Here is a 19,510-nt window from a genome sequence, read left to right as displayed (position 1 = left end):
GTTCAGCTTGCCGGCACAGGCGAGTGGTGGCGCCTCAAGCCGACCGGTCGAACGCCAGGACAGACCCCATCGCTTGCGGGCGATCCGGTCGGTCGGCAGATGCGGAAAGGTCAGCGCCAGAATGCGCTGCGTATTCGCCGGGAAAGGCAGGGCGCTGAGTGTCGAGGACAGGGGCAAACTGGCGGTCATGGGCATTCCACTCCAGGGTTATGGGAAAGGGCGCCGGGTTGCGGCTCTTTTCCAGGGTGAGACGAAAGGCCGGATGACCGATGCTGCCGCCAAGCAGCGATCCGTCCGGCAGGGGCCGCGCCAGGGCCGGCGCGGGTTCGACGGCGAGACGGAAGAGAGCACTGCTCGCCTCCTCCTCGCCCGCTTGACGCAACAGAAACAAGGGCCGCCCCGCTGCCTTGGCCCGAAGCGCAAGCCGCCGGCTCTCCGTCAGCCCGAAACGGGCCGGATTGCCGCGTACCTCCAGAATGACGACCGCAAAGGCCGCACTGACGAGAGCCGCCTCCGCCAGCCATAGCGCCTCTTCCAGCTTGCGCGGCGATGCCTGCAGAAAACCGGCCGGCTCCAATCCGAAATCCCGAAGCCCGATCGCATAGGGCAGGCCGGCCTCCATCGCCGCGACCGTATCGCCGATCCACAGAACCGGCGATACGGCCGCAGTTTTGCCGGCGGCTTGCCCCCCAGGCCGCGCAGCGAGAGCTCTAAGCCGTGCAGCGAGAGCAAGCGTGAAACCGCTGGCCGCTCCGGCATCCCGCAAGGCCAGTGAGCGGATCTCCGTCAGCGCATCGAGCGGCACGCCGCCCTGCATCGCCTCGTCGAGATCGGCAACCCCTATCGCAAGCGGCTGGACGGCATCGGCTGAACCAACCTCCGGCTCTGCTGCCCGTGCCTCATGCGCCACGGCAGCCAGCGCCGGTATCGGCCTGCCTTCCAGTCGGGCAATGGTTTCACGCAGGGCAAAAAGCGTCTCCCGCGCCACGGCGGCCTCGGCCATGACGTTAGCTCCAGATCAATTATGTTCCTGTTATGTTCTTATGGATTCCAGAGGTCGGAAGAAGAGTCAACACCATTTTATGAGAAAATATTCCTCTGCCTCAATCCACTCTCGAAAAACCGAAACAAAGGCTCTATATGACCAGCTAAGGAAGGAAGCATTCATGGCCCGCATTGACCAGAGCGAGGATTGGCGGGACCGCCATGCCCCCTCGATCAGCACATTCGAATCCCTGGCCACGGAGGCTTACAGCCACCTGCCGGACGAATTCCGTTCGCTCACCGGCAATCTCATCATCCTCATCGAAGATTTCCCCGACGACGACGTGTTCGAGGACATGGCGCTGGAAACGCCCTTCGACCTGCTCGGCCTGTTCGAAGGCCGCGGCATATCGGAGCGTTTCACCGCCCAAACCGGGGAAATGCCGAACAAGATCCGCCTCTATCGCCGGCCGATCATCGATTACTGGGCGGAAAACGAGGAAACCCTCGGCGACATCATCACCCACGTCCTGATCCACGAAATCGGCCACCATTTCGGCCTGAGCGACGAGGACATGGAGCGCATCGAGGCGAGCGCCGAAGAAGCGACGGACCGGTGAGGAACCGATCCTGCTATGCTTACTGCTCGGAAAGCTTCATTTCCGGATCGTAATCCTTGCCTTCGACGTCCTTGACGACCGCTTGGCCGCATTGCATCAGGCCGGTCGCTGCATTGAAGGCATAGGTCGGCGAGCCCGACAGTTCCCAGCCTTTGTTCAGCGCCGCGGTCACCTTATGGCAGAAGGAAGCGTCGTCAGGGCCGGTGAGGAAGCGGTAGAGTTTCATCAAGTCGTCTTTCATACGTATCAGCCCTCATCCTGAGCCTGTCGAAGGACGATGGCGTTCTGCAATCAGGCGAGCTTTATGGACCAGTCTTTCCGCCTGGACAAGATGCAGCCGCTCGACCATGCGTCCGCCGAGGTTTACGACATTGAGGCCGGCCGCCGCCGGATCGGCGAAAGCGGCAATGATGGCTTCCGCCTCCGCAATGGCAGCTTCATCGGGGCCGAAATGCCGGTTGGCGGCTTCGATCTGGTTCGGATGGATCAACATCTTACCGGCAAAACCCATGGCGCGACCCTCGGCGCATTCGGCGTCCACTGCCTGCATATCCTTGAAATCGTTGAAAACACTGTCGATGGCGTCGAGCCCGTAGGCGCTGACGGCCAGGATCACCTGCATGAGCCAGGGCACGAGATAGGCGCGGCCCGGCTGCGGCAACACATCGGTCTCCTTGCGAAGATCATTGAGGCCGACGACCAAACAATCGAGCCGGCTTCCCGCCGTGCGCCCGGCCTCGGCGATTGCCGCGGCGTTCAAGACGCCGCGCGGCGTCTCGATCATCGCCCAGATGCGCAGGCTCTCCGGCGCATCCGCCTCGGCAAACCTATCGCTGACAACGGTCACATCCTGCGGCTCGTCGATCTTGGGCAGTAACACCGCATCCGGCTCGAGCGCCAGCACCAACTCCAGGTCATCGGCACCGAAGCCCGACGATAGCGTATTGATGCGGATGATGCGCTCCTTGCCGGCCTTTTCTTCGCTATCAGGCGGCGAGCCGGCGAAAAAAGCCCGCAAATTCTCCCGTGCTTCCGCCTTTTTCTCCGGCGCCACGGAATCCTCGAGATCGAAGATGACCGCATCGCAATCGAGATCGGCTATCTTCTCCAGAGCCCGGCGGCTGATCGCAGGAACACTCAGCACCGAGCGGCGCAGACGGACGGAACGGGGAGGGGCGGGACGGCTCATGATACAGTTTTGCCGCGCTTTCGGCCATCAGGCAAGACAACAACAAGCAAGACAACAAAAAGCCATGCTCCTCTTGCAGAGAGAAACAGAGAGGACCACATTGCCATGAGTAGAGAGGTCTCGACCATGCAGAATATCCGTTCCTTGTTTATCGCGCTTGCCGGCATCACCGTGTTTGCAGCCCTGGCGCTGTTTACCGTTTCACTCACGCTCGCTGTCGGCGGCATCCTCACCGTGCTTATGGTGGGTCGCGCGATTTCGTTGCGGATGAAGCCTGCTCCGGTGCGCGCCAAGGCGAACGGTCAGCGCGAAATGCGCATTTGGAACGACGGTCGCGGCACGATCATCGATCTCTAGGCCAAGTTCAGGGCAGGGCGGCGCCTCGCCGCTCTCCAGTACGCTCATCCACGCGTAATTCCTGAATTGCGGAACTGCGGCCGAAGCGCCCGGTTTCAGAGCATTTCCAAGATTCCCCTTCATTTTTGCAGGGATTTGCTCTATTGGCAGGATAATTCGTGCATAGACGAAAATTGAAGGCAGGACCCCCATGGACAAGTTCGTGAAGTTGACCGGTGTCGCGGCACCCCTCCCGGTCGTCAATGTCGATACCGACATGATCATCCCGAAGGACTATCTGAAGACCATCAAGCGCACCGGTCTTGGCACAGGGCTGTTCGCCGAAGCCCGCTACAATGAGGATGGCTCGCCGAACCCGGATTTCGTGCTGAACAAGCCGGCCTATCAGAATGCCAAGATCCTCGTCGCCGGCGACAATTTCGGCTGCGGTTCGTCGCGCGAACATGCCCCGTGGGCGCTGCTCGACTTCGGCATCCGCTGCGTCATTTCGACGAGCTTCGCCGACATCTTCTACAATAACTGCTTCAAGAACGGCATCCTGCCGATCAAGGTCAGCCAGGAAGAGCTCGACAAGCTGATGGACGACGCCTCGCGCGGCTCCAACGCCATTCTGACGATCGATCTGGAAAACCTTGAGATCACCGGCCCGGACGGCGGCTCGATCAAGTTCGATCTCGACGAATTCAAGCGCCATTGCCTGTTGAACGGCCTCGACGATATCGGCCTGACGCTGGAAAAGGCCAAGGCGATCGACAGCTTCGAAAAGACGAACGCCGCATCCCGTCCCTGGGCTGCCTGATCGATTTCCTCATCACATTTGCGTGTCAGAGCCGGGCTGAAAAGCCCGGCTTTTTCTTTTCATGCGATGGAAAGCTCATGAGGTTGCCGGCTGTAATATGTCCGACAAAAAGGGGGATCATATAGCCTTTGCGGAGCCCTTCAGGCTGCTCTCGCTCCTCCATTTCCTCCTCTCGATCGGAGCATTTCATGACCTCCCTTCCTATTCTTGGCGCAGCCATGACGCTTGCCGATGTCGAAGCCCATCGTGATTGGCTGCTCGAAAAACCGCGCGATTTGGAACTGCAGAGCTTCGTCGAAGCCGAAATCCTGAACGGCGACTGGGCGCCGCTCGCCGCGCGCGCCAGGAAATTGCTCGACGGCCATCAGGGCCGCCTCGGCATCCATGGCCCGTTCTGGGGCTTCATCATCGCCTCGCAGGATCCGGAGATCCGCGCCGTCGTCACCAAGCGCTTCACGCAGGCGCTCGATGTCTGCGCCAATATCGGCGCCACCCAGATGGTCATCCATAGCCCCTATACGTCCTGGTCCTACAACAACCTCGATAACAACAAGGGCGAACGCGAAAAGATCATCGAATATACGCATCTGACGCTGAGGGACGCTGTCAAGCGCGCCGAGGATATCGGCCTGACCATGGTCATCGAAAACATCGAGGACAAGGATCCGCACATCCGCGTCGGTCTCGCCGACAGCTTCAATTCACCCGCCGTCGCCGTTTCGATCGACACCGGCCATGCCCACTACGCCCATGGCTACACAGGCGCACCGCCGGTTGACTACTATGTCCACGCCGCCGGCAACCGCCTGCAGCATGTCCACCTGCAGGATGCCGACGGTTATGCCGATCGCCACTGGAGCCTTGGCGAAGGCAATATCCACTGGCGCGCCGTCTTCGCTGCCCTTGCCAAACTCGACAGCAATCCGCGCCTGATCATCGAGATCAAGGACAAGTCGAAAATCCCGGCATCGGCCGCCTATCTCGCCTCGCTTGGATTGGCGGAGTAAGGATAAAGCAACGCAAGCCATCCGCCCTCGTGGTTCGAGACGGCCCTTTGGGCCTCCTCACCATGAGGGCTCATGCTCTCGCCTGGCTTATAGTTCGCTCCGCCCTCATGGTGAGGTGCGAAGCCCAAAGGGCGCAGCCTCGAACCACGAGGGTCGGCCGCAAAAGCCCCAAACCGTACCGTTTCCGCTCCTTCCTCGCTTGAAAAGCCGCATCTGCGGGTCTAAGAACCCGCAACTTGTTTCTTTTGCGGAGGCTTTCCCATGACAGTGCGCAATCTTTTCCTCCTGCCGGGCGACGGCATTGGCCCCGAAGCCATGGGCGAAGTCCGCAAGATCATCGCCTATATGAACGAGGCGAAGAATGCCGGTTTCGTCACCGACGAAGGTCTCGTCGGCGGCTGCGCCTATGATGCGCATGGCGCCGCCATCTCCGAAGAAGACATGCAGAAGGCGCTTGCAGCCGATGCCGTGCTCTTCGGCGCCGTCGGCGGCCCGAAGTGGGATAGCGTTCCCTATAAAGTGCGTCCGGAAGCCGGCCTGCTGCGCCTGCGCAAGGATCTCCAGCTTTTCGCCAATCTGCGCCCGGCCATCTGCTATCCGGCGCTGGCATCGGCCTCCTCGCTGAAGCCGGAGCTGGTTGACGGCCTTGATATCCTCATCATCCGCGAGCTCACCGGCGGCGTCTATTTCGGCGAGCCGAAGGAAATCATCGACCTCGGCAACGGCCAGAAGCGCGGCATCGACACCCAGGTCTACGACACCTATGAAATCGAGCGCATCGCCGGCGTCGCCTTCGAACTGGCGCGCACCCGCAACAACCGCGTCTGCTCGATGGAAAAGCGCAACGTCATGAAGTCGGGCGTGCTCTGGAATCAGGTCGTCACCGCGACGCACAAGGAAAAATATGCTGACGTGCAGCTCGAGCATATGCTCGCCGATGCCGGCGGCATGCAGCTCGTTCGCCAGCCGAAGCAGTTCGATGTCATCGTCACCGACAATCTGTTCGGCGACATGCTGTCCGACGTTGCCGCCATGCTGACCGGCTCGCTCGGCATGCTGCCATCCGCTTCGCTCGGCGCTCCGGATGCCAAGACAGGCAAGCGCAAGGCGCTCTACGAGCCGGTACACGGTTCCGCACCCGATATCGCCGGCAAAGGCATCGCCAACCCGATCGCCATGATCGCCTCCTTCGCCATGTGCCTGCGCTATTCCTTCGGTCTGGTTTCCGAAGCCGATGCGCTGGAAAAGGCAATCGCCAACGTGCTCGACAGCGGCATCCGCACCGGCGACATCATGTCCGCCGGCAGCCGTCAGGTCGGCACCGCCGAGATGGGCGATGCCATCCTTGCCGAATTCAAGGCTCTGTCGGCATAATCGCCGCCTAGAGCGCCACGCGTTCATCTGAACGCCCAAAGCTCGCTCTAGTATTTCACGTGAAACATTCAAAGCCCTCGCTCTTTGCTTGCAGAGCGGGGGCTTTTTGTTGAACTCAACGCGACGGACTCCTATTTCCCATCGCATGAGCACGGAAACGACATCGTCGCCGGGGGGCACGATCCAGAGACAATCACGACCTTGGCAGAGGCTGGCGCGGCGCTATGACGTTCGCCGCAACCGTCATAGCGGCCTTCCCTGGCTCGGCTATACGCTCACCGCCATCAACATCGTCGTTCTCGCCTTCCTCGTCTTCGACACACCGCTTGGGCAGGCTGCGAAAAACCTCTCGCCGCGACTGATTGCGGTCGCAGGCGCCGTCACCGATATCGGCAGGTTGGCCTGGATCCTCGCCGCCATCGCCGTCGTGTTTGCCGTCGGCCTTTTCGTCGTGCGACGCTCGCCGACACATGGCGGTTACCGAAGCGTCCTTCTCATCCGGATGGTCGCCTATGTCGGCCTGTCGGTTCTTTCCACCAGCATCATCGTCAATCTTCTGAAATACGCGATCGGACGGGCGCGGCCCCTGCTTTATGACCAATATGGCATTCTCGGCTTCGAACCGTTTCATGGTGACTTCCTGTTTCAGAGCTTTCCCTCGGCGCATTCGGCCAATGTGGGTGCTCTCTTTACCGCGCTGGCTCTGCTTTTCCCGCGATTCCGGCTGCTGTTCATCGGCATCGGCCTCTGGCTCGGCGCTTCTCGCATCATCATCGGCGTTCATTATCCAAGCGACGTCGCCGCGGGGCTGGCGCTCGGCGCCTGGATCGCCTTCGCCGTTGCGATCCTCTTTTCCCGTTTCGGCCTGGTCTTCTCCACAGGACAAGACGGTTGGCCGCGGCCGCGGCTGACCCATGGGCTTCGCTGAACTGCCGATCGTCTTAAATTTGTAAAAAAACTGTAGCAGGAGCCTGCTACGCGTGATCGTCGATTGGGGTGGAGTATCGACGACAGGCGGTGGGTATGCAGGCGATCTTGACGTCTCTGGACAGGCGGTGGCGGCGCAATAGGAGCGGTTTCGCTCCTTCGCATTGGAAGATCTGCCTGTTCCTGACCGCCAATATCGTATTGCTGGCGGCCTTGCTGTTCGATTGGCCGGTCGGCGCGACCATCAAGAACATTGCACCGCCCATTCATTTCTTCGGCAAGCTGCTCACCAATTTCGGCGAATCCGGCTGGATCATCTTGGTCAGCGCCTTCCTGTTCTTCGAAGGCTGGGCCGGCAGCCGGCTGCTGCAGTCGCCGCGCTGTCGCTGCCAGGCCCTGCGCATCTGTCAGATCGGCGGCTATCTGCTGACGACCATCGCGCTTTCGGGCATCATCGCCAATCTCCTCAAGCGCGCCATCGGTCGTGCCCGCCCCACTCATTTTGAGGATTGGGGTCCTTTCGGTTTCTCCCCCTTCAACGGCCATGCCAGCTTCGAAAGCTTCCCATCCGGCCATGCGACCACCATTGGCGCCTTCTTCGTGGCACTTGCCTTCCTCTTCCCCCGCTATCGCTACATCTTCGTCGCCTGCGCTCTTTGGCTCGCGACGACGCGGGTGATGATCGGCGCGCACTATCCGAGCGACGTCATCGCCGGCCTCGCGCTTGGCGGCTGGTTCTCCTTCATGACGGCGATCGTCTATTCCCGCTACGGCCTGCTCTTTCGCATCGGCGAGACTGGCTGGCCGGTGCCAAAATTGCCGCTGCTGAAGGGGAAGTAGGGATCATTTCCCTCATCCGGCCTCGCCCTTCGAGGCTCCACCCTTCGGGTTCCGCTCCTCCCCGTCCATCGCTGCACCCTGAATGGTTGCCAAGCATCTCCTGCATTCATATATCTGAAGCGGCGAATTTGCGGGAAACCAATCCCCGTTTGAATGTGGCGAAGACGATGACCGATGCAGGACAGACGAGGCTAAGCGAAAGGCAGATGGGATTGATTGCCCGGGCGCTCGCCGAGCCGCGCCGTGTGCAGATGCTGAAAGAAATCGGCGGTCGCGGCGAGCCTATGCCTTGCAGCGTCCTGACGCAGTGCCACACCGTCAGTGCCGCGACGATATCGCATCACATCAAGGAACTCGAAAACGCCGGTCTCATCGAGATCGTGCGGGAAGGCAAGTTCGCAAACCTGGTGCTTCGGCGCGATGTCCTGAATGCCTACATGGCGGAACTCGCCAACATCTGACAATCATTTTCCCCACACGCCGCGCCGGCTGCTCTTGTATCAGTTAGATGAGTGTCTAAATATCAAAGTGACGCAGCGAAGACCGCCGGTGTAAGGTCTCGTCTGCGCCATCAGTTCGATATTTATAAAATCATCTAACAATCATCTCGACAGGAGCTAGACATGAGCAAACTGGCAGGCAAGGTCGCAATCGTGACCGGAGCATCGAAGGGGATCGGCGCAGGCATCGCCAAGGCATTGGGCGAGGCGGGTGCGGCTGTGGTGGTCAACTATGCCTCGAGCCGCGAAGGTGCCGACAAGGTCGTGGCCGAGATCACCGCCAAGGGCGGCAAGGCGATCGCAGCTCACGGCGATGTTTCGAAATCCGCCGACGTGAAGCGGCTTTTTGCTGAAACGAAGGGAGCCTTCGGCGGCGTCGACATCCTCGTCAACAATGCCGGCGTCTATCAATTCCAGCCGCTGGAAGAGATCACCGAAGAGGAATTCCACCGGCAGTTCAACATCAACGTTCTCGGCACGCTGCTGACGACGCAGGAAGCGGTGAAGCATTTCGGTCCTGAAGGCGGCAATGTCATCAACATCGCCTCGACCGCCGTCACCATGAACCTGCCAACCGCCACAGTCTATACGGCGACCAAGGCCGCCGTCACCTCGATCACCCAGATCCTCGCCAAGGAGCTCGGTCCGCGCAATATCCGTGTCAACACCATTTCGCCTGGCGGGGTCGAAACCGAAGGCGTCATTGCGGCGGGCATCATCGGCAGCGATCTCGAAAAGCAGATGGTTTCCCAGACGCCGCTTGGCCGCCTCGGACAGCCAACCGATATCGCTCCGATCGCCGTTTTCCTCGCCTCGAAGGACTCCGGCTGGCTGACGGGCGAAACCCTCTATGCCGGCGGCGGCCTGAAGTAACCGTCTATCCGCAGAACCGCTTCCCTCCTTAGCAAGGGAAGCGGCATTGCCCGCATGTCATGGCCCCGATCCGCGCGGCCACCTCCGGCGAGAATTGCCAAACCGTCTCCGTCTTCATACTATCATTGCCGTTCGGGTTTTTCCGAAGATCTCCGCAGCCGCTTTTGCTGCAAAACGACATCTTGACCGCGGAAACTTTCAAGACAGATCCCTGTCTGCAATGCGACCCCTCGCGAGCGAACGCCATGAATTACTGCGAAAATCTCTGAGGATCGCTGTTGCGACCAACGAAACGGAGCACGTCATCATGAATACCGCCAACACCAAATCGAAACTGGGCACGCGCACCAATCTCAGCGAAGAAGCGACACGCGATATTTCCGCAGCACTGAATGCGCTGCTGGCCGACGTCTTTTCCCTTTATCTCAAGACCAAGAATTTCCATTGGCATATGAGCGGACCGCATTTCCGCGATTACCACCTGTTGCTGGACGAGCAGGGCGAGCAGATCTTCGCCATGACAGACCCGATGGCCGAACGCGCCAGAAAGATCGGCGGCACCACGCTGCGTTCGATCGGCCACATCGCCAAGCTGCAGCGCATCCCCGACAATGACGCCGAATATGTCGACGCCCAGGACATGCTCGCCGAACTGGCCGACGACAATCTCAGGCTTTCCGCCGAAATCCGCGCCGCCCACGATGTCTGCGATGAATATGGCGATATCGCCACCGCCAGCCTGCTTGAAAGCTGGCTGGACGAGACGGAACGCCGCACCTGGTTTCTGTTCGAATCCACACGCAACACCAACCGCTGAGGGCTGATGTTGATTTCCGCGTTCCCGCATCGGTCGGAACGCGGAAATCCTTGACTCCTGTGGAAAACCCCGTAGAACCGGCGACGGAAAAGGAAGACCTCCATGGTTCGCTTCGAACAGATCGATAGCTTCGGTCACCTGGCAGACTATGCCGGGCAGGAGTTCCGTTTTCCGGTTTCTTCCAAAACCAAGGCCAAAACGACGACGAAAACCGTCTGACGTCTCTGGCCTGCCGCTCTCTCCCCGGCTCGGCTGGGGACAGGAACCGGCCGTTATGGCCGCGGTTCCCCCCTCGCCCAAGAGGAGAGAAGAGAAAGAGAGCTTGAGAAATGGGTTTCAAAGTTGCAGTTGCGGGCGCGACCGGGAATGTCGGCCGCGAAATGCTCAATATCCTGTCCGAACGCGGTTTTCCGGCTGACGAGGTCGTAGCCCTCGCATCGGCCCGCTCGCAGGGCACCGAAGTTTCCTTCGGCGACCGGACATTGAAGGTTTCGAACCTGGAGAACTACGATTTCTCCGACACCGACATCTGCCTGATGTCGGCCGGCGGCGACGTCTCCAAAAAGTTCTCGCCGAAGATCGGCGCCCAGGGCTGCGTCGTCATCGACAACTCCTCCGCCTGGCGCTACGACGCCGACGTGCCGTTGATCGTGCCGGAAGTAAACCCGGATGCCGTCACGCAGTTCACCAAGCGCAACATCATCGCCAACCCGAATTGCTCGACCGCGCAGCTTGTTGTGGCGCTCAAGCCGCTGCACGACTTCGCCAAGATCAAGCGCGTCGTCATCTCGACCTACCAGTCCGTCTCCGGCGCCGGCAAGGACGGCATGGACGAGCTTTTCAACCAGACCCGCGCTGTCTTCGTCGCTGATCCGATCGAATCGAAGAAGTTCACCAAGCGTATCGCCTTCAACGTCATTCCGCACATCGATGTCTTCATGGAAGACGGCTACACCAAGGAAGAATGGAAGGTGCTGGCCGAAACCAAGAAGATGCTCGATCCGAAGATCAAGGTTACCTGCACCGCCGTGCGCGTGCCGGTCTTCATCGGTCATTCGGAATCGGTCAATATCGAGTTCGAAAACGAGATCACCGCCGATCAGGCCCGCGATATCCTGCGCGAAGCACCGGGCTGCCTCGTCATCGACAAGCGCGAAAACGGTGGCTACATCACGCCTTATGAGTCCGCCGGCGAGGACGCGACCTACATTTCGCGCATTCGCGAGGACGCGACGGTTGAAAACGGCCTCAACATCTGGGTCGTCTCCGACAATCTGCGCAAGGGCGCGGCGCTGAACGCCATCCAGATTGCCGAACTCCTGATCAACCGTGGCCTGGTCAAGCCGCGCAAGCAGGCGGCATAAAGGGTTTATAAACCATTTACGGTTTTTCAACCTTTGCTGGCTAAGCAGGAACCAAAGAAAAGCCTCGCTATTTCCGATCGAACGGCGAGGCTTTTACAAAGCTGCGTCAGGTATAGTGTTTCACGTGAAGCGAAAATATTGATCGCTTAACCGTGATAATGACAGAATTGCCGGATACTGGCATGGTCCGGTCACAGTAAGACCGCGCGTAGGCCTCAAAAATGGAAGGCTTATGCGCCATCAAAAACCATTACCGCGCCTCGCGCGGTAAGAATTCGGGGACTCTGAATGCGCATGACAAAGTCTGGAATGGCAGCTCTCGTGGCAGGCGGGTTGCTGTTGGTGACGCCGTTTGCGGCGAATGCGGCAGCTTGCGGCAACTCGTCGGCCGGTTTTGAGAATTGGATGCAGGAATTCAAACAGGAAGCGCAGGCCCAGGGCGTCAGCGCCTCCGTTCTCGACCGAGCCTTCGCCAACGTGCATTACAATCAACCGACCATCCGCGCCGATCGCGGCCAGAAGAGCTTCAAGCTCTCATTCGAAGATTTCATGAGAAAGCGCGGTGGCCAGGCGATTATCACTCGTGGCAAGAACATGAAGCAGGCCAATGCCGCTCTCTTCGCTAGAATCGAGAAGCGTTATGGCGTCCCCGCCGGCCCGATCATCGCCATATGGGGCATGGAAACCGGCTTCGGCGGCTTCATGGGCGACCAGCATACGCTCTCGGCCGTGTCGACGCTCGCTTATGACTGCCGCCGCTCCGACTATTTCACCGATCAGCTCTATGCCGCCCTCAAGCTCGTCGGCGAAGGCTATCTGAGCCCGACCGCCCGCGGCGCGGCCCATGGCGAAATCGGCCAGACACAATTCATGCCGAAGAACGTCGTCAATTTCGGCGTCGACGGCGATGGCGACGGCAGGGTCGATCTGGTCGGATCCCGCGCCGACGCGTTGGCCTCGACTGCAAACTTCCTGAAGGGCCATGGCTGGCAGCCAGGTCTTGGCTATCAGCCCGGCGAGCCCAATTTTGCGGCGATCGGCGGCTGGAACGATGCAGCGGTCTACCAGCAGGCGATCGCCTATATCGGCAAGCAGATCGACGGCCAATAATCACGGCAACAAATCGACAAAGGGCGCTCGGCCAAATGGTCCGGAGCGCCTTTTTCGTTTGTCCTTATCGTAGTCTCAGATTTCCGGCCGGATAAAATCGCGCGTCGTCGGGTCCATCACCCACAGCTCTCCAGTCGAGATATCGAACCATGCGCCGTGCAGGTTCAATTTCCCTTCCTCTTCCAGCGCCTTGATATCGGGAAAGCTGCGTAGATTGTCGAGCGAATTGCGGATGGAGATGCGCTCCAGCGCCGTCTGCCGCTCGGCCGGCGTCATAACGTCATTGCTCTGGATCTGCTCGGCGGCCGGCCTTACGAGGCCCATCCACCGGCCGATGAAATCGCCCGGCGACAGCGGCTCGGCATTCGGATCCAACGCTGCGCGGATGCCGCCGCAGCGACCATGTCCCATGACAACGATATCCGCGACCTTCAGGGACTGCACCGCGAATTCCAGAGCTGCGGACGTCGAGTGAAAATGGCCGTCCGGCTCATAGGGCGGCACCATATTGGCGACGTTGCGGATAACGAAAAGCTCTCCGGGACCAGCGTCGAAAATGGTCTCCGGCGCCGAACGGCTGTCGGAACAGGCAATCACCAGGGTTCCGGGCTTCTGCCCTTCCTCCGCCAAATTGCGATAGCGATCGCGTTCATCGACGTAACGCCCGCTCATGAAGTTGCGATAGCCGTTCAGAAGGGAGGTAGGAAAGCTCATGACATTGAATTACAGCGCACCGCCGCCAATGGCAACTATTGCAACGCAAAAAGCTATCGCATCGGCGACCGCTATTTTTTCCGCCGCTGCGCCGGATGCAGCAGGCGCCGCATCTGCACCATTGCCATGGGGGTCGAGAGGCTGGAAGCATCGGCGGCGAGCGTCAATTCGTCGCTGCCGCGCTTGACCGCCCGCGCCAGGACTTCATAGACGCTGGCCGTGGTCAATTGCAAAGCCCTCTCTTCGTCCATGCCCGACAGAAGCCGCGACAGGAACACGGCCGAGAGCAGGTCGCCAAGCCCGTTCGGCGCGTTGTCGATGCTGCGATGTTCGGCAAACAGCGCATTTCGGCCGCTGAGATAGAGATTGCCGGTGCCACCGGTCATCATCGGCACGGCCGACGTCACCAGCATGCGCGGCGGCCCCAGCGCCAGGGCAGCCTCCATGACGGCGTTGTTGTCCTCCAGCGGCGCGCCGGCAAGCCAGGCAAGCTCGTAGCGGTTCGGCGTCGCCAGCGATGCGAGCGGGATGAGCTGATCGCGGATCGCTTCGGCGGTTGCGTCGGGCACATAGAGCCCACCGGCATCGCCGATAACGGGATCGCAGGCATAGAAGAGATCGGGGTTCTTTTCCCTGAGTGCCGTTACCAGCCGCGCAACGGAGCGTGCCTGCGCGGCATTGCCGAAATAACCCGACAGCACCGCCTTCACCTCCGCGAGCCAGGGCGCGGCGATAAGATCGTCGATCGCGTGGTCGAAATCCGCCTCGGCAAAGGTCAGCCGGGTCGAGCGGCCATGGCCGGGATGCCAGGGCAAAACGACTGTTGGCAGCGCCCAAACGGGGTGGCCCAGGGTTTCCAGCGCGAAGACGGCGGCACGATTGCCGACGGAACCTCTGACGACATGGCTGGAGATGACGATAACGGCGCCCGCCGCGATATCCGACATGATGCTTGCTTCCAGTTCCGATCTTCCGGCCTTGATTGCGCCGTTTGATGATCTTTTTATCGTCACTCTGTCAATCGCGCTTCACAGAGTCATGAAAACCTCTGTTGACTACGCAATATCGCCAATTCTGCGCCAATTTTTACACGGATTGCATCAAGATCATCGCAAATCAGCAAGATTCTTCAAAATTTGAGACCGAATTGGTCGAAAAGCGATGAAATTCGCATTCAATTTGCCAGTTTTTTCGATAAACCTTCTGATAAAGTGACCAAACTTGGAATAAGGGAGGAATTTCATGGCACCCAGGACCAATCCGAAACGGGAAAAACAGATCGAAGCGGCCCGCAAGATCGCCGCTGCAACCGGCGAGGCGCATCTCGATCCGGAAATCCTGTTCGGCCGGGCGAGCAATGACGATTTGGAGCGCTACAGCCCGGAAATGCTTGCCCTTGCCGCTGTGCATGCGGCTGGGGAACTGGCAGCCTGGAACGGCGATTCTCCCCGCGTCACCATCGAACAGGTCGCCAATATCGACCCCGAAGGCGTGCCGGTTTCGATTCTCTCGATCACCGATCATAACATGCCGTTCCTCTACGAATCGGCCATGGGCGAGGTGACCAGCAGCTACCGCGATCTTTTCATGGCGGTGCATCCGATCCTCGTCATCAAAGACGGCAGGCAGCCGACGCTTTACTCTGCCGATCATCCGAGCGATCCCGCCGATCGTGTCAGCCATATTCAACTACATCTGTCACCGCTGACCGCGGCGCAGGCGGCGGACCTGATCAAGCGCGTGCAAATCGTGCTCGATCAGACGCATTTGACCGTTTCCGACTGGAAGCCAATGCTGACGCGGCTCGATACAGTGATAACGGAGCTTTCCACTTATGAGACCGCCGCCCGCCGCAAGGCGGATCGTGATGAGGCGCTGGCCTTTCTCGCCTGGCTGCGCGACGGCAATTTCACCTTCCTCGGCATGCGCGAATATGTCTATTCCGGCAAGGGCGCCAGCGCCAAGGTGGAGCGCGACCGTGGCGCCGGCCTCGGCATCCTCTCCAATCCCGACGTCCTCGTCCTGCGCCAGGGAAAAGACGCCGTCACCACCACGCCGGAAATCCTGGCCTTCCTCGACGGGCCGGATTTCCTGATCGTCACCAAAGCCAATGTAAAGTCGGTCGTTCACCGTCGTGCCTATATGGATTATGTTGGCGTCAAGCGTTTCGATGCCGACGGCAATGTCACCGGCGAACTGCGCATCGTCGGCCTCTATACGTCCACAGCGTACACCAGCGCCGCCGCCGAGGTGCCGTTGCTGCGGTCCAAGGTGCAGAAGGTCAAGGACCATTTCGGCTTCGACCCGGCCAGCCATTCCGGGCGCATGCTGGACAATACGCTGGAATCCTATCCGCGCGACGATCTCTTCCAGATCGACACGACGCTGCTCGCAAGCTTTGCCGAACAGATCAACGACCTTGCCGACCGCCCGCGCGTGCGCGCGCTGCCGCGCATCGACCATTTCGACCGCTTCGTCTCGGTGATCGTCTATGTTCCGCGCGAGGAATATGATTCCGTCGTCCGCGAGAGGATCGGCAATTACCTGAAGACCGTCTATGACGGTCGCGTTTCCGCCTACTATCCGGCCTTCCCGGAAGGCGGCGTCGCGCGCGTGCATTTCATCATCGGCCGCAGCGGCGGCAAGACCCCGCATGTTCCGCAGGCGAAGCTCGAAGCGGCGATCCGCGCCATCACCGCCCGCTGGGACGACCGCTTCGAAATGCTGGCCGGACCCAAGGCCCCGCATATCTCCGTCAGCCAGGCCTTCCAGGAGGCCTTTTCGCCGGAGGACGCCGTTGCCGACCTGCCCGATATCACCGCCACCGCCGGCCCCGATCAGATCCGAATCGCCTTCTACATCCGCAAGGAGGAAGCCGGCGATATCCTGTCGTTGAAGATCTTCCACGCCGAAGACAATCTGGCGCTGTCGCGCCGCGTGCCGCTGCTCGAAAATCTCGGCTTCAATGTCCTCAGCGAGCGGACCTTCGACATTTACGTCACCGGCAAGAACGGCGCGAACGGCCGTGTCGTTCTCCACGATATGGAACTCGAAGCCCGCGGCGGCGTGACGATCGATCTCGCGCGCCACGGCGCGGCGCTGGAGGAAGCCTTCCTCGCAGCCTTCGGCGGCACGATCGATAACGATGCTTTCAACCGACTGATCATCTCCGCCGGTCTTTCGGCTCGCGAAACCAACGTCCTGCGCGCCTATGCCCGCTATCTTCGCCAGGCCGGTATCGCCTATTCGCAGGATTATATCGCCGCGACGCTGGACAAATATCCGCGCATCGCAGCCTCGATCTTCCGCCTGTTCCACGACACGCTCGCCCCCAAGCTCAACGACAAGAACCGCACGAAAAAACTCAGCGAATTGCATGCGACGATCGAGACCGAACTCGCCGATGTTCCAAGCCTCGACGACGACCGGATTCTCCGCCGCTATGTCAACGCCGTCGATGCGACGCTACGCACCAACTATTTCCAGAAAAACCCGGACGGCACACCGAAAGCCATGCTGGCCTTCAAGCTCGATCCGAAACTCCTAGACGGCCTGCCGGAACCGCGGCCTTTCCGCGAGATCTTCGTCTATGGCGTCGAGGTGGAGGGCGTGCACCTGCGCTTCGGCAAGGTCGCTCGCGGCGGCTTGCGCTGGTCGGATCGCGCCGAAGACTACCGCACCGAGGTTCTGGGCCTCGTGAAGGCGCAGCAGGTGAAGAATGCCGTCATCGTGCCCGTCGGCGCCAAGGGTGGCTTCTATCCGAAGAAACTCCCGGTCGGCGGCAACCGCGACGAGATCTTCAATGCCGGCCGCGAGGCCTACAAGACCTATATTCGCACCCTGCTGTCGATCACCGACAATATCTCCGGCGCCGATATCATTGCGCCACCGGACACGGTGCGGCAGGATGGAGACGACCCCTATTTCGTCGTCGCCGCCGACAAGGGCACCGCGACTTTCTCCGACACCGCCAATGCCTTGGCACAGGAAGCCGGCTTCTGGCTCGACGACGCCTTCGCCTCCGGCGGCTCGGCCGGTTACGACCACAAGAAGATGGGCATCACGGCCCGCGGCGCCTGGGAGACCGTCAAGCGGCATTTCCGTGAGATGGATATCGATATCCAGACGACGCCCTTCACCGTCGCCGGCGTCGGCGACATGTCCGGCGACGTCTTCGGCAACGGCATGCTGCTGTCGCCGAAAATCCGCCTTCTCGCTGCCTTCGATCACCGCGACATCTTCATCGATCCCGATCCAGACATGAAAAAGACGCTCGCCGAGCGGCAGCGGCTTTTCAATCTCGCCCGCTCGAGCTGGCAGGATTTCGACAAGAGCGTCCTGTCGAAGGGCGCGATGATCATCTCACGTTCGGCAAAATCGGTGACGCTGACTCATGAGGCCGCTGCCGCTATCGGCATCGACAAGACCGTGGCGACGCCCTTCGAGATCATGACGGCGATCCTGAAGAGCCCGGTGGACCTGCTCTGGTTCGGCGGTATCGGCACCTATGTGAAGGCACCGGCCGAAACGGATTCGGAAGTCGGCGATCGCGCCAACGATCCAATCCGTATCACCGCTGAAGAGGTTCGTGCCAGAGTGATCGGCGAAGGCGCCAATCTCGGCGTTACCCAGAAGGGCCGCATCGCCTATGGCCTCAAGGGCGGGCGCTGCAATTCCGACGCCATCGACAATTCGGCAGGCGTCAATACCTCGGACGTCGAGGTCAATATCAAGATCGCGCTAGCATCAGCCATGTTCGACGGCCGCCTGACGCGCGCCAAGCGCGATACGCTGCTGGCCTCGATGACCGACGAGGTGGCGGCGCTGGTGCTGCGCAACAACTATCTGCAGTCTCTGGCGATTTCCCTGACGGAACGCAAAGGCACCGGCAACGGTCTGGAACTCAGCCGTTTCATGAGCGTGCTAGAGGGGGCGAAGCAGCTCAACCGCAAGGTTGAGACGCTGCCGGACGACCAGACCTTTGCCGAACGCTACGCCAATGGCCGGCCGCTCAGCCGCGCCGAGATCGGCGTCCTGCTCTCCTACGCCAAGATCGTCCTGTTCGATGCCCTGGCGGCGAGCGACCTACCGGACGATCCCTATTTTGCCGCGACGCTCAGCCAATATTTCCCGGTAAAAATGCAGCGCTCGCATGCCGCCGATATCTCCGGCCATCGTCTGCGCCGCGAAATCATCGCGACGGTACTGGCAAACGAAGCGATCAACCGCGGCGGACCGGGCTTTGCCGTCAGCATGATGGATGCGACGGCCGCGTCTGCCGCCGAAGTGGTCAAGGCTGCCGTGCTCGCCCGCGACGGCTTCGATCTCGATCGCCTCTGGAACGAGACCGATGCGCTGGATGGCAAGGTCGGCGGCCAGACGCAGAACCGCGTCTATGGCGAAATCACCGAAGTCTATACGGTGCTGACCCGCCTATTGCTGAAAACCGGAGCGGCGAAGGGCGATATCGAGGAAACCGTTAGCCGGCTTCAGGCAGCATTGAAAAAGCTGCGGCCGGTCTTCCTCAGCCAGATCCCGGCGGATTTCGCAGCCGAGATCGCGACCCGCCAGGCGGATTATCAGGCCGCCGGTCTGCCTGAAAAGCTCGCTTCCGAGATCGCGACGATCTACGCGCTCGTCCTCGTGCCGGAAATCATGCAGATCGCCGAACGGACAGGCGATACGCTCAACCGCGCCGCCGAAAGCTACTTCACGGTGTCGCAGACCTTCCGGGTCGGCCGTCTGCTGCTCGCCGGCAGCCGGATCATCACCGGCGATCACTATGAAAGCCTGGCGCTGGCCCGCAGCCTCGACCAGATCGCTGGGGCCCGCCGTGATATCGTCATCTCGGCGCTCAGCAATCATCCGAAGGACAAGCAGCCGATCCTTGCATGGCACGCCGAAGACCGCATCCGCATCAACCGCATTGCCGAAGAGCTTGCGGGCCTCAGCGAAAGCGGCGATCCGAACCTTGCCCGGATCACCGTCGCTGCCGGCCTCCTGACCGACCTTGCGCACGATCGGGCGAGATGAGA

At 60.5% G+C, this 19,510-nt stretch carries 19 protein-coding genes; 14 read left to right on the top strand and 5 right to left on the bottom strand.

All coding sequences use genetic code 11. The features are described from left to right. Positions 1 to 34: 34 nt before the first annotated feature. Entirely contained in the window at positions 35 to 1,003 is a 969-nt protein-coding gene (locus ACXHXG_RS17050) for an ImuA family protein (protein ID WP_457900072.1), read from the bottom strand. Positions 1,004 to 1,166: 163 nt separating this feature from the next. Here ACXHXG_RS17050 and ACXHXG_RS17045 point away from each other — a divergent pair, with 163 nt between their 5' ends. After that, positions 1,167 to 1,604 carry a metallopeptidase family protein gene (locus ACXHXG_RS17045; protein ID WP_104824893.1) on the top strand — a complete coding sequence of 146 codons (438 nt, stop codon included), beginning with the start codon at positions 1,167 to 1,169 and terminating at the stop codon, positions 1,602 to 1,604. 19 nt (positions 1,605 to 1,623) lie between these two features. Here the strand turns inward: ACXHXG_RS17045 and ACXHXG_RS17040 are convergent, their stop codons facing one another. Together ACXHXG_RS17040 and ACXHXG_RS17035 are read right to left on the bottom strand one after the other, a co-directional pair. Next, positions 1,624 to 1,830 (bottom strand): DUF1737 domain-containing protein, encoded by a 207-nt coding sequence (locus tag ACXHXG_RS17040; protein WP_104825280.1) that lies wholly within the window; start codon positions 1,828 to 1,830, stop codon positions 1,624 to 1,626. 27 nt (positions 1,831 to 1,857) lie between these two features. Beyond that, positions 1,858 to 2,793 carry an HpcH/HpaI aldolase/citrate lyase family protein gene (locus tag ACXHXG_RS17035; protein WP_457900071.1) on the bottom strand — a complete coding sequence of 312 codons (936 nt, stop codon included), beginning with the start codon at positions 2,791 to 2,793 and terminating at the stop codon, positions 1,858 to 1,860. 126 nt (positions 2,794 to 2,919) lie between these two features. On the opposite strand from ACXHXG_RS17035, the gene ACXHXG_RS17030 reads away from it, so the two are divergent. The 11 genes from ACXHXG_RS17030 (at position 2,920) to ACXHXG_RS16980 (ending at position 12,761) form a co-directional block, all read left to right on the top strand. Beyond that, positions 2,920 to 3,150, top strand: a complete 231-nt coding sequence (locus ACXHXG_RS17030) for a hypothetical protein (RefSeq protein ID WP_104824895.1) — start codon at positions 2,920 to 2,922, stop codon at positions 3,148 to 3,150. A gap of 190 nt (positions 3,151 to 3,340) precedes the next feature. After that, on the top strand, positions 3,341 to 3,949 hold the full coding sequence (leuD, locus tag ACXHXG_RS17025; RefSeq protein ID WP_283048177.1) for a 3-isopropylmalate dehydratase small subunit: 609 nt from the start codon (positions 3,341 to 3,343) through the stop codon (positions 3,947 to 3,949). A 188-nt stretch (positions 3,950 to 4,137) separates the two neighbouring features. Continuing rightward, a complete protein-coding gene (locus tag ACXHXG_RS17020) occupies positions 4,138 to 4,956 on the top strand; it encodes a sugar phosphate isomerase/epimerase family protein (RefSeq protein WP_457900070.1) in 819 nt (272 codons plus the stop codon). Positions 4,957 to 5,217: 261 nt separating this feature from the next. Next, the gene (gene leuB / locus ACXHXG_RS17015; protein WP_457900069.1) at positions 5,218 to 6,330 is read left to right on the top strand and encodes a 3-isopropylmalate dehydrogenase; all 1,113 of its coding nucleotides are present in this window, start codon (positions 5,218 to 5,220) and stop codon (positions 6,328 to 6,330) included. A gap of 145 nt (positions 6,331 to 6,475) precedes the next feature. Continuing rightward, positions 6,476 to 7,258, top strand: a complete 783-nt coding sequence (locus ACXHXG_RS17010; RefSeq protein WP_457900068.1) for a phosphatase PAP2 family protein — start codon at positions 6,476 to 6,478, stop codon at positions 7,256 to 7,258. 95 nt (positions 7,259 to 7,353) lie between these two features. Beyond that, positions 7,354 to 8,097 (top strand): lipid A 1-phosphatase LpxE, encoded by a 744-nt coding sequence (gene lpxE, locus ACXHXG_RS17005; RefSeq protein WP_104824900.1) that lies wholly within the window; start codon positions 7,354 to 7,356, stop codon positions 8,095 to 8,097. A gap of 167 nt (positions 8,098 to 8,264) precedes the next feature. Continuing rightward, a complete protein-coding gene (locus ACXHXG_RS17000; protein ID WP_283048186.1) occupies positions 8,265 to 8,558 on the top strand; it encodes a winged helix-turn-helix domain-containing protein in 294 nt (97 codons plus the stop codon). Positions 8,559 to 8,720: 162 nt separating this feature from the next. After that, positions 8,721 to 9,470, top strand: a complete 750-nt coding sequence (locus ACXHXG_RS16995) for a glucose 1-dehydrogenase (protein ID WP_457900067.1) — start codon at positions 8,721 to 8,723, stop codon at positions 9,468 to 9,470. Between the two features lie 307 nt (positions 9,471 to 9,777). Beyond that, complete coding sequence (locus tag ACXHXG_RS16990) at positions 9,778 to 10,287, top strand: Dps family protein (RefSeq protein WP_104824904.1); 510 nt, start codon at positions 9,778 to 9,780, stop codon at positions 10,285 to 10,287. Positions 10,288 to 10,616: 329 nt separating this feature from the next. Beyond that, a complete protein-coding gene (locus ACXHXG_RS16985) occupies positions 10,617 to 11,651 on the top strand; it encodes an aspartate-semialdehyde dehydrogenase (RefSeq protein ID WP_104824905.1) in 1,035 nt (344 codons plus the stop codon). 288 nt (positions 11,652 to 11,939) lie between these two features. Further along, positions 11,940 to 12,761 carry a lytic murein transglycosylase gene (locus ACXHXG_RS16980; protein WP_104824906.1) on the top strand — a complete coding sequence of 274 codons (822 nt, stop codon included), beginning with the start codon at positions 11,940 to 11,942 and terminating at the stop codon, positions 12,759 to 12,761. A 75-nt stretch (positions 12,762 to 12,836) separates the two neighbouring features. On the opposite strand, the gene ACXHXG_RS16975 is transcribed toward ACXHXG_RS16980, so the two are convergent. Together ACXHXG_RS16975 and pdxY are read right to left on the bottom strand one after the other, a co-directional pair. Then, on the bottom strand, positions 12,837 to 13,475 hold the full coding sequence (locus ACXHXG_RS16975; RefSeq protein ID WP_457900066.1) for a carbonic anhydrase: 639 nt from the start codon (positions 13,473 to 13,475) through the stop codon (positions 12,837 to 12,839). A 71-nt stretch (positions 13,476 to 13,546) separates the two neighbouring features. Continuing rightward, positions 13,547 to 14,422, bottom strand: coding sequence for a pyridoxal kinase PdxY (gene pdxY / locus ACXHXG_RS16970; RefSeq protein WP_104824908.1), 876 nt, complete (start codon positions 14,420 to 14,422; stop codon positions 13,547 to 13,549). On the opposite strand from pdxY, the gene ACXHXG_RS16965 reads away from it, so the two are divergent. Then, positions 14,421 to 14,615 carry a hypothetical protein gene (locus tag ACXHXG_RS16965; RefSeq protein ID WP_158704502.1) on the top strand — a complete coding sequence of 65 codons (195 nt, stop codon included), beginning with the start codon at positions 14,421 to 14,423 and terminating at the stop codon, positions 14,613 to 14,615. The two genes, pdxY and ACXHXG_RS16965, sit on opposite strands and share 2 nt — an antisense overlap. Positions 14,616 to 14,717: 102 nt before the next feature. Further along, positions 14,718 to 19,508 (top strand): NAD-glutamate dehydrogenase, encoded by a 4,791-nt coding sequence (locus ACXHXG_RS16960; RefSeq protein ID WP_457900065.1) that lies wholly within the window; start codon positions 14,718 to 14,720, stop codon positions 19,506 to 19,508. Positions 19,509 to 19,510 lie beyond the last annotated feature (2 nt).

The sequence above is a fragment of the Rhizobium sp. LEGMi-198b genome (assembly GCF_054114205.1).
This window is presented reverse-complemented; position numbering and strand designations above follow the sequence as displayed.

Bases quoted from the DNA above. Each gene is read 5' to 3' on its own strand.
- leuB (WP_457900069.1), top strand. From the start codon at position 5,218: ATGACAGTGCGCAATCTTTTCCTCCTGCCGGGCGACGGCATTGGCCCC.
- ACXHXG_RS16965 (WP_158704502.1), top strand. From the start codon at position 14,421: ATGATGCTTGCTTCCAGTTCCGATCTTCCGGCCTTGATTGCGCCGTTT.
- ACXHXG_RS16980 (WP_104824906.1), top strand. From the start codon at position 11,940: ATGCGCATGACAAAGTCTGGAATGGCAGCTCTCGTGGCAGGCGGGTTG.
- ACXHXG_RS16975 (WP_457900066.1), bottom strand. From the start codon at position 13,475: ATGAGCTTTCCTACCTCCCTTCTGAACGGCTATCGCAACTTCATGAGC.
- ACXHXG_RS17040 (WP_104825280.1), bottom strand. From the start codon at position 1,830: ATGAAACTCTACCGCTTCCTCACCGGCCCTGACGACGCTTCCTTCTGC.
- leuD (WP_283048177.1), top strand. From the start codon at position 3,341: ATGGACAAGTTCGTGAAGTTGACCGGTGTCGCGGCACCCCTCCCGGTC.
- ACXHXG_RS16985 (WP_104824905.1), top strand. From the start codon at position 10,617: ATGGGTTTCAAAGTTGCAGTTGCGGGCGCGACCGGGAATGTCGGCCGC.
- ACXHXG_RS17030 (WP_104824895.1), top strand. From the start codon at position 2,920: ATGCAGAATATCCGTTCCTTGTTTATCGCGCTTGCCGGCATCACCGTG.
- pdxY (WP_104824908.1), bottom strand. From the start codon at position 14,422: ATGTCGGATATCGCGGCGGGCGCCGTTATCGTCATCTCCAGCCATGTC.
- ACXHXG_RS17050 (WP_457900072.1), bottom strand. From the start codon at position 1,003: ATGGCCGAGGCCGCCGTGGCGCGGGAGACGCTTTTTGCCCTGCGTGAA.
- ACXHXG_RS16995 (WP_457900067.1), top strand. From the start codon at position 8,721: ATGAGCAAACTGGCAGGCAAGGTCGCAATCGTGACCGGAGCATCGAAG.
- ACXHXG_RS16990 (WP_104824904.1), top strand. From the start codon at position 9,778: ATGAATACCGCCAACACCAAATCGAAACTGGGCACGCGCACCAATCTC.
- ACXHXG_RS17000 (WP_283048186.1), top strand. From the start codon at position 8,265: ATGACCGATGCAGGACAGACGAGGCTAAGCGAAAGGCAGATGGGATTG.
- ACXHXG_RS17035 (WP_457900071.1), bottom strand. From the start codon at position 2,793: ATGAGCCGTCCCGCCCCTCCCCGTTCCGTCCGTCTGCGCCGCTCGGTG.
- ACXHXG_RS17045 (WP_104824893.1), top strand. From the start codon at position 1,167: ATGGCCCGCATTGACCAGAGCGAGGATTGGCGGGACCGCCATGCCCCC.
- ACXHXG_RS17020 (WP_457900070.1), top strand. From the start codon at position 4,138: ATGACCTCCCTTCCTATTCTTGGCGCAGCCATGACGCTTGCCGATGTC.
- ACXHXG_RS16960 (WP_457900065.1), top strand. From the start codon at position 14,718: ATGGCACCCAGGACCAATCCGAAACGGGAAAAACAGATCGAAGCGGCC.
- lpxE (WP_104824900.1), top strand. From the start codon at position 7,354: ATGCAGGCGATCTTGACGTCTCTGGACAGGCGGTGGCGGCGCAATAGG.
- ACXHXG_RS17010 (WP_457900068.1), top strand. From the start codon at position 6,476: ATGAGCACGGAAACGACATCGTCGCCGGGGGGCACGATCCAGAGACAA.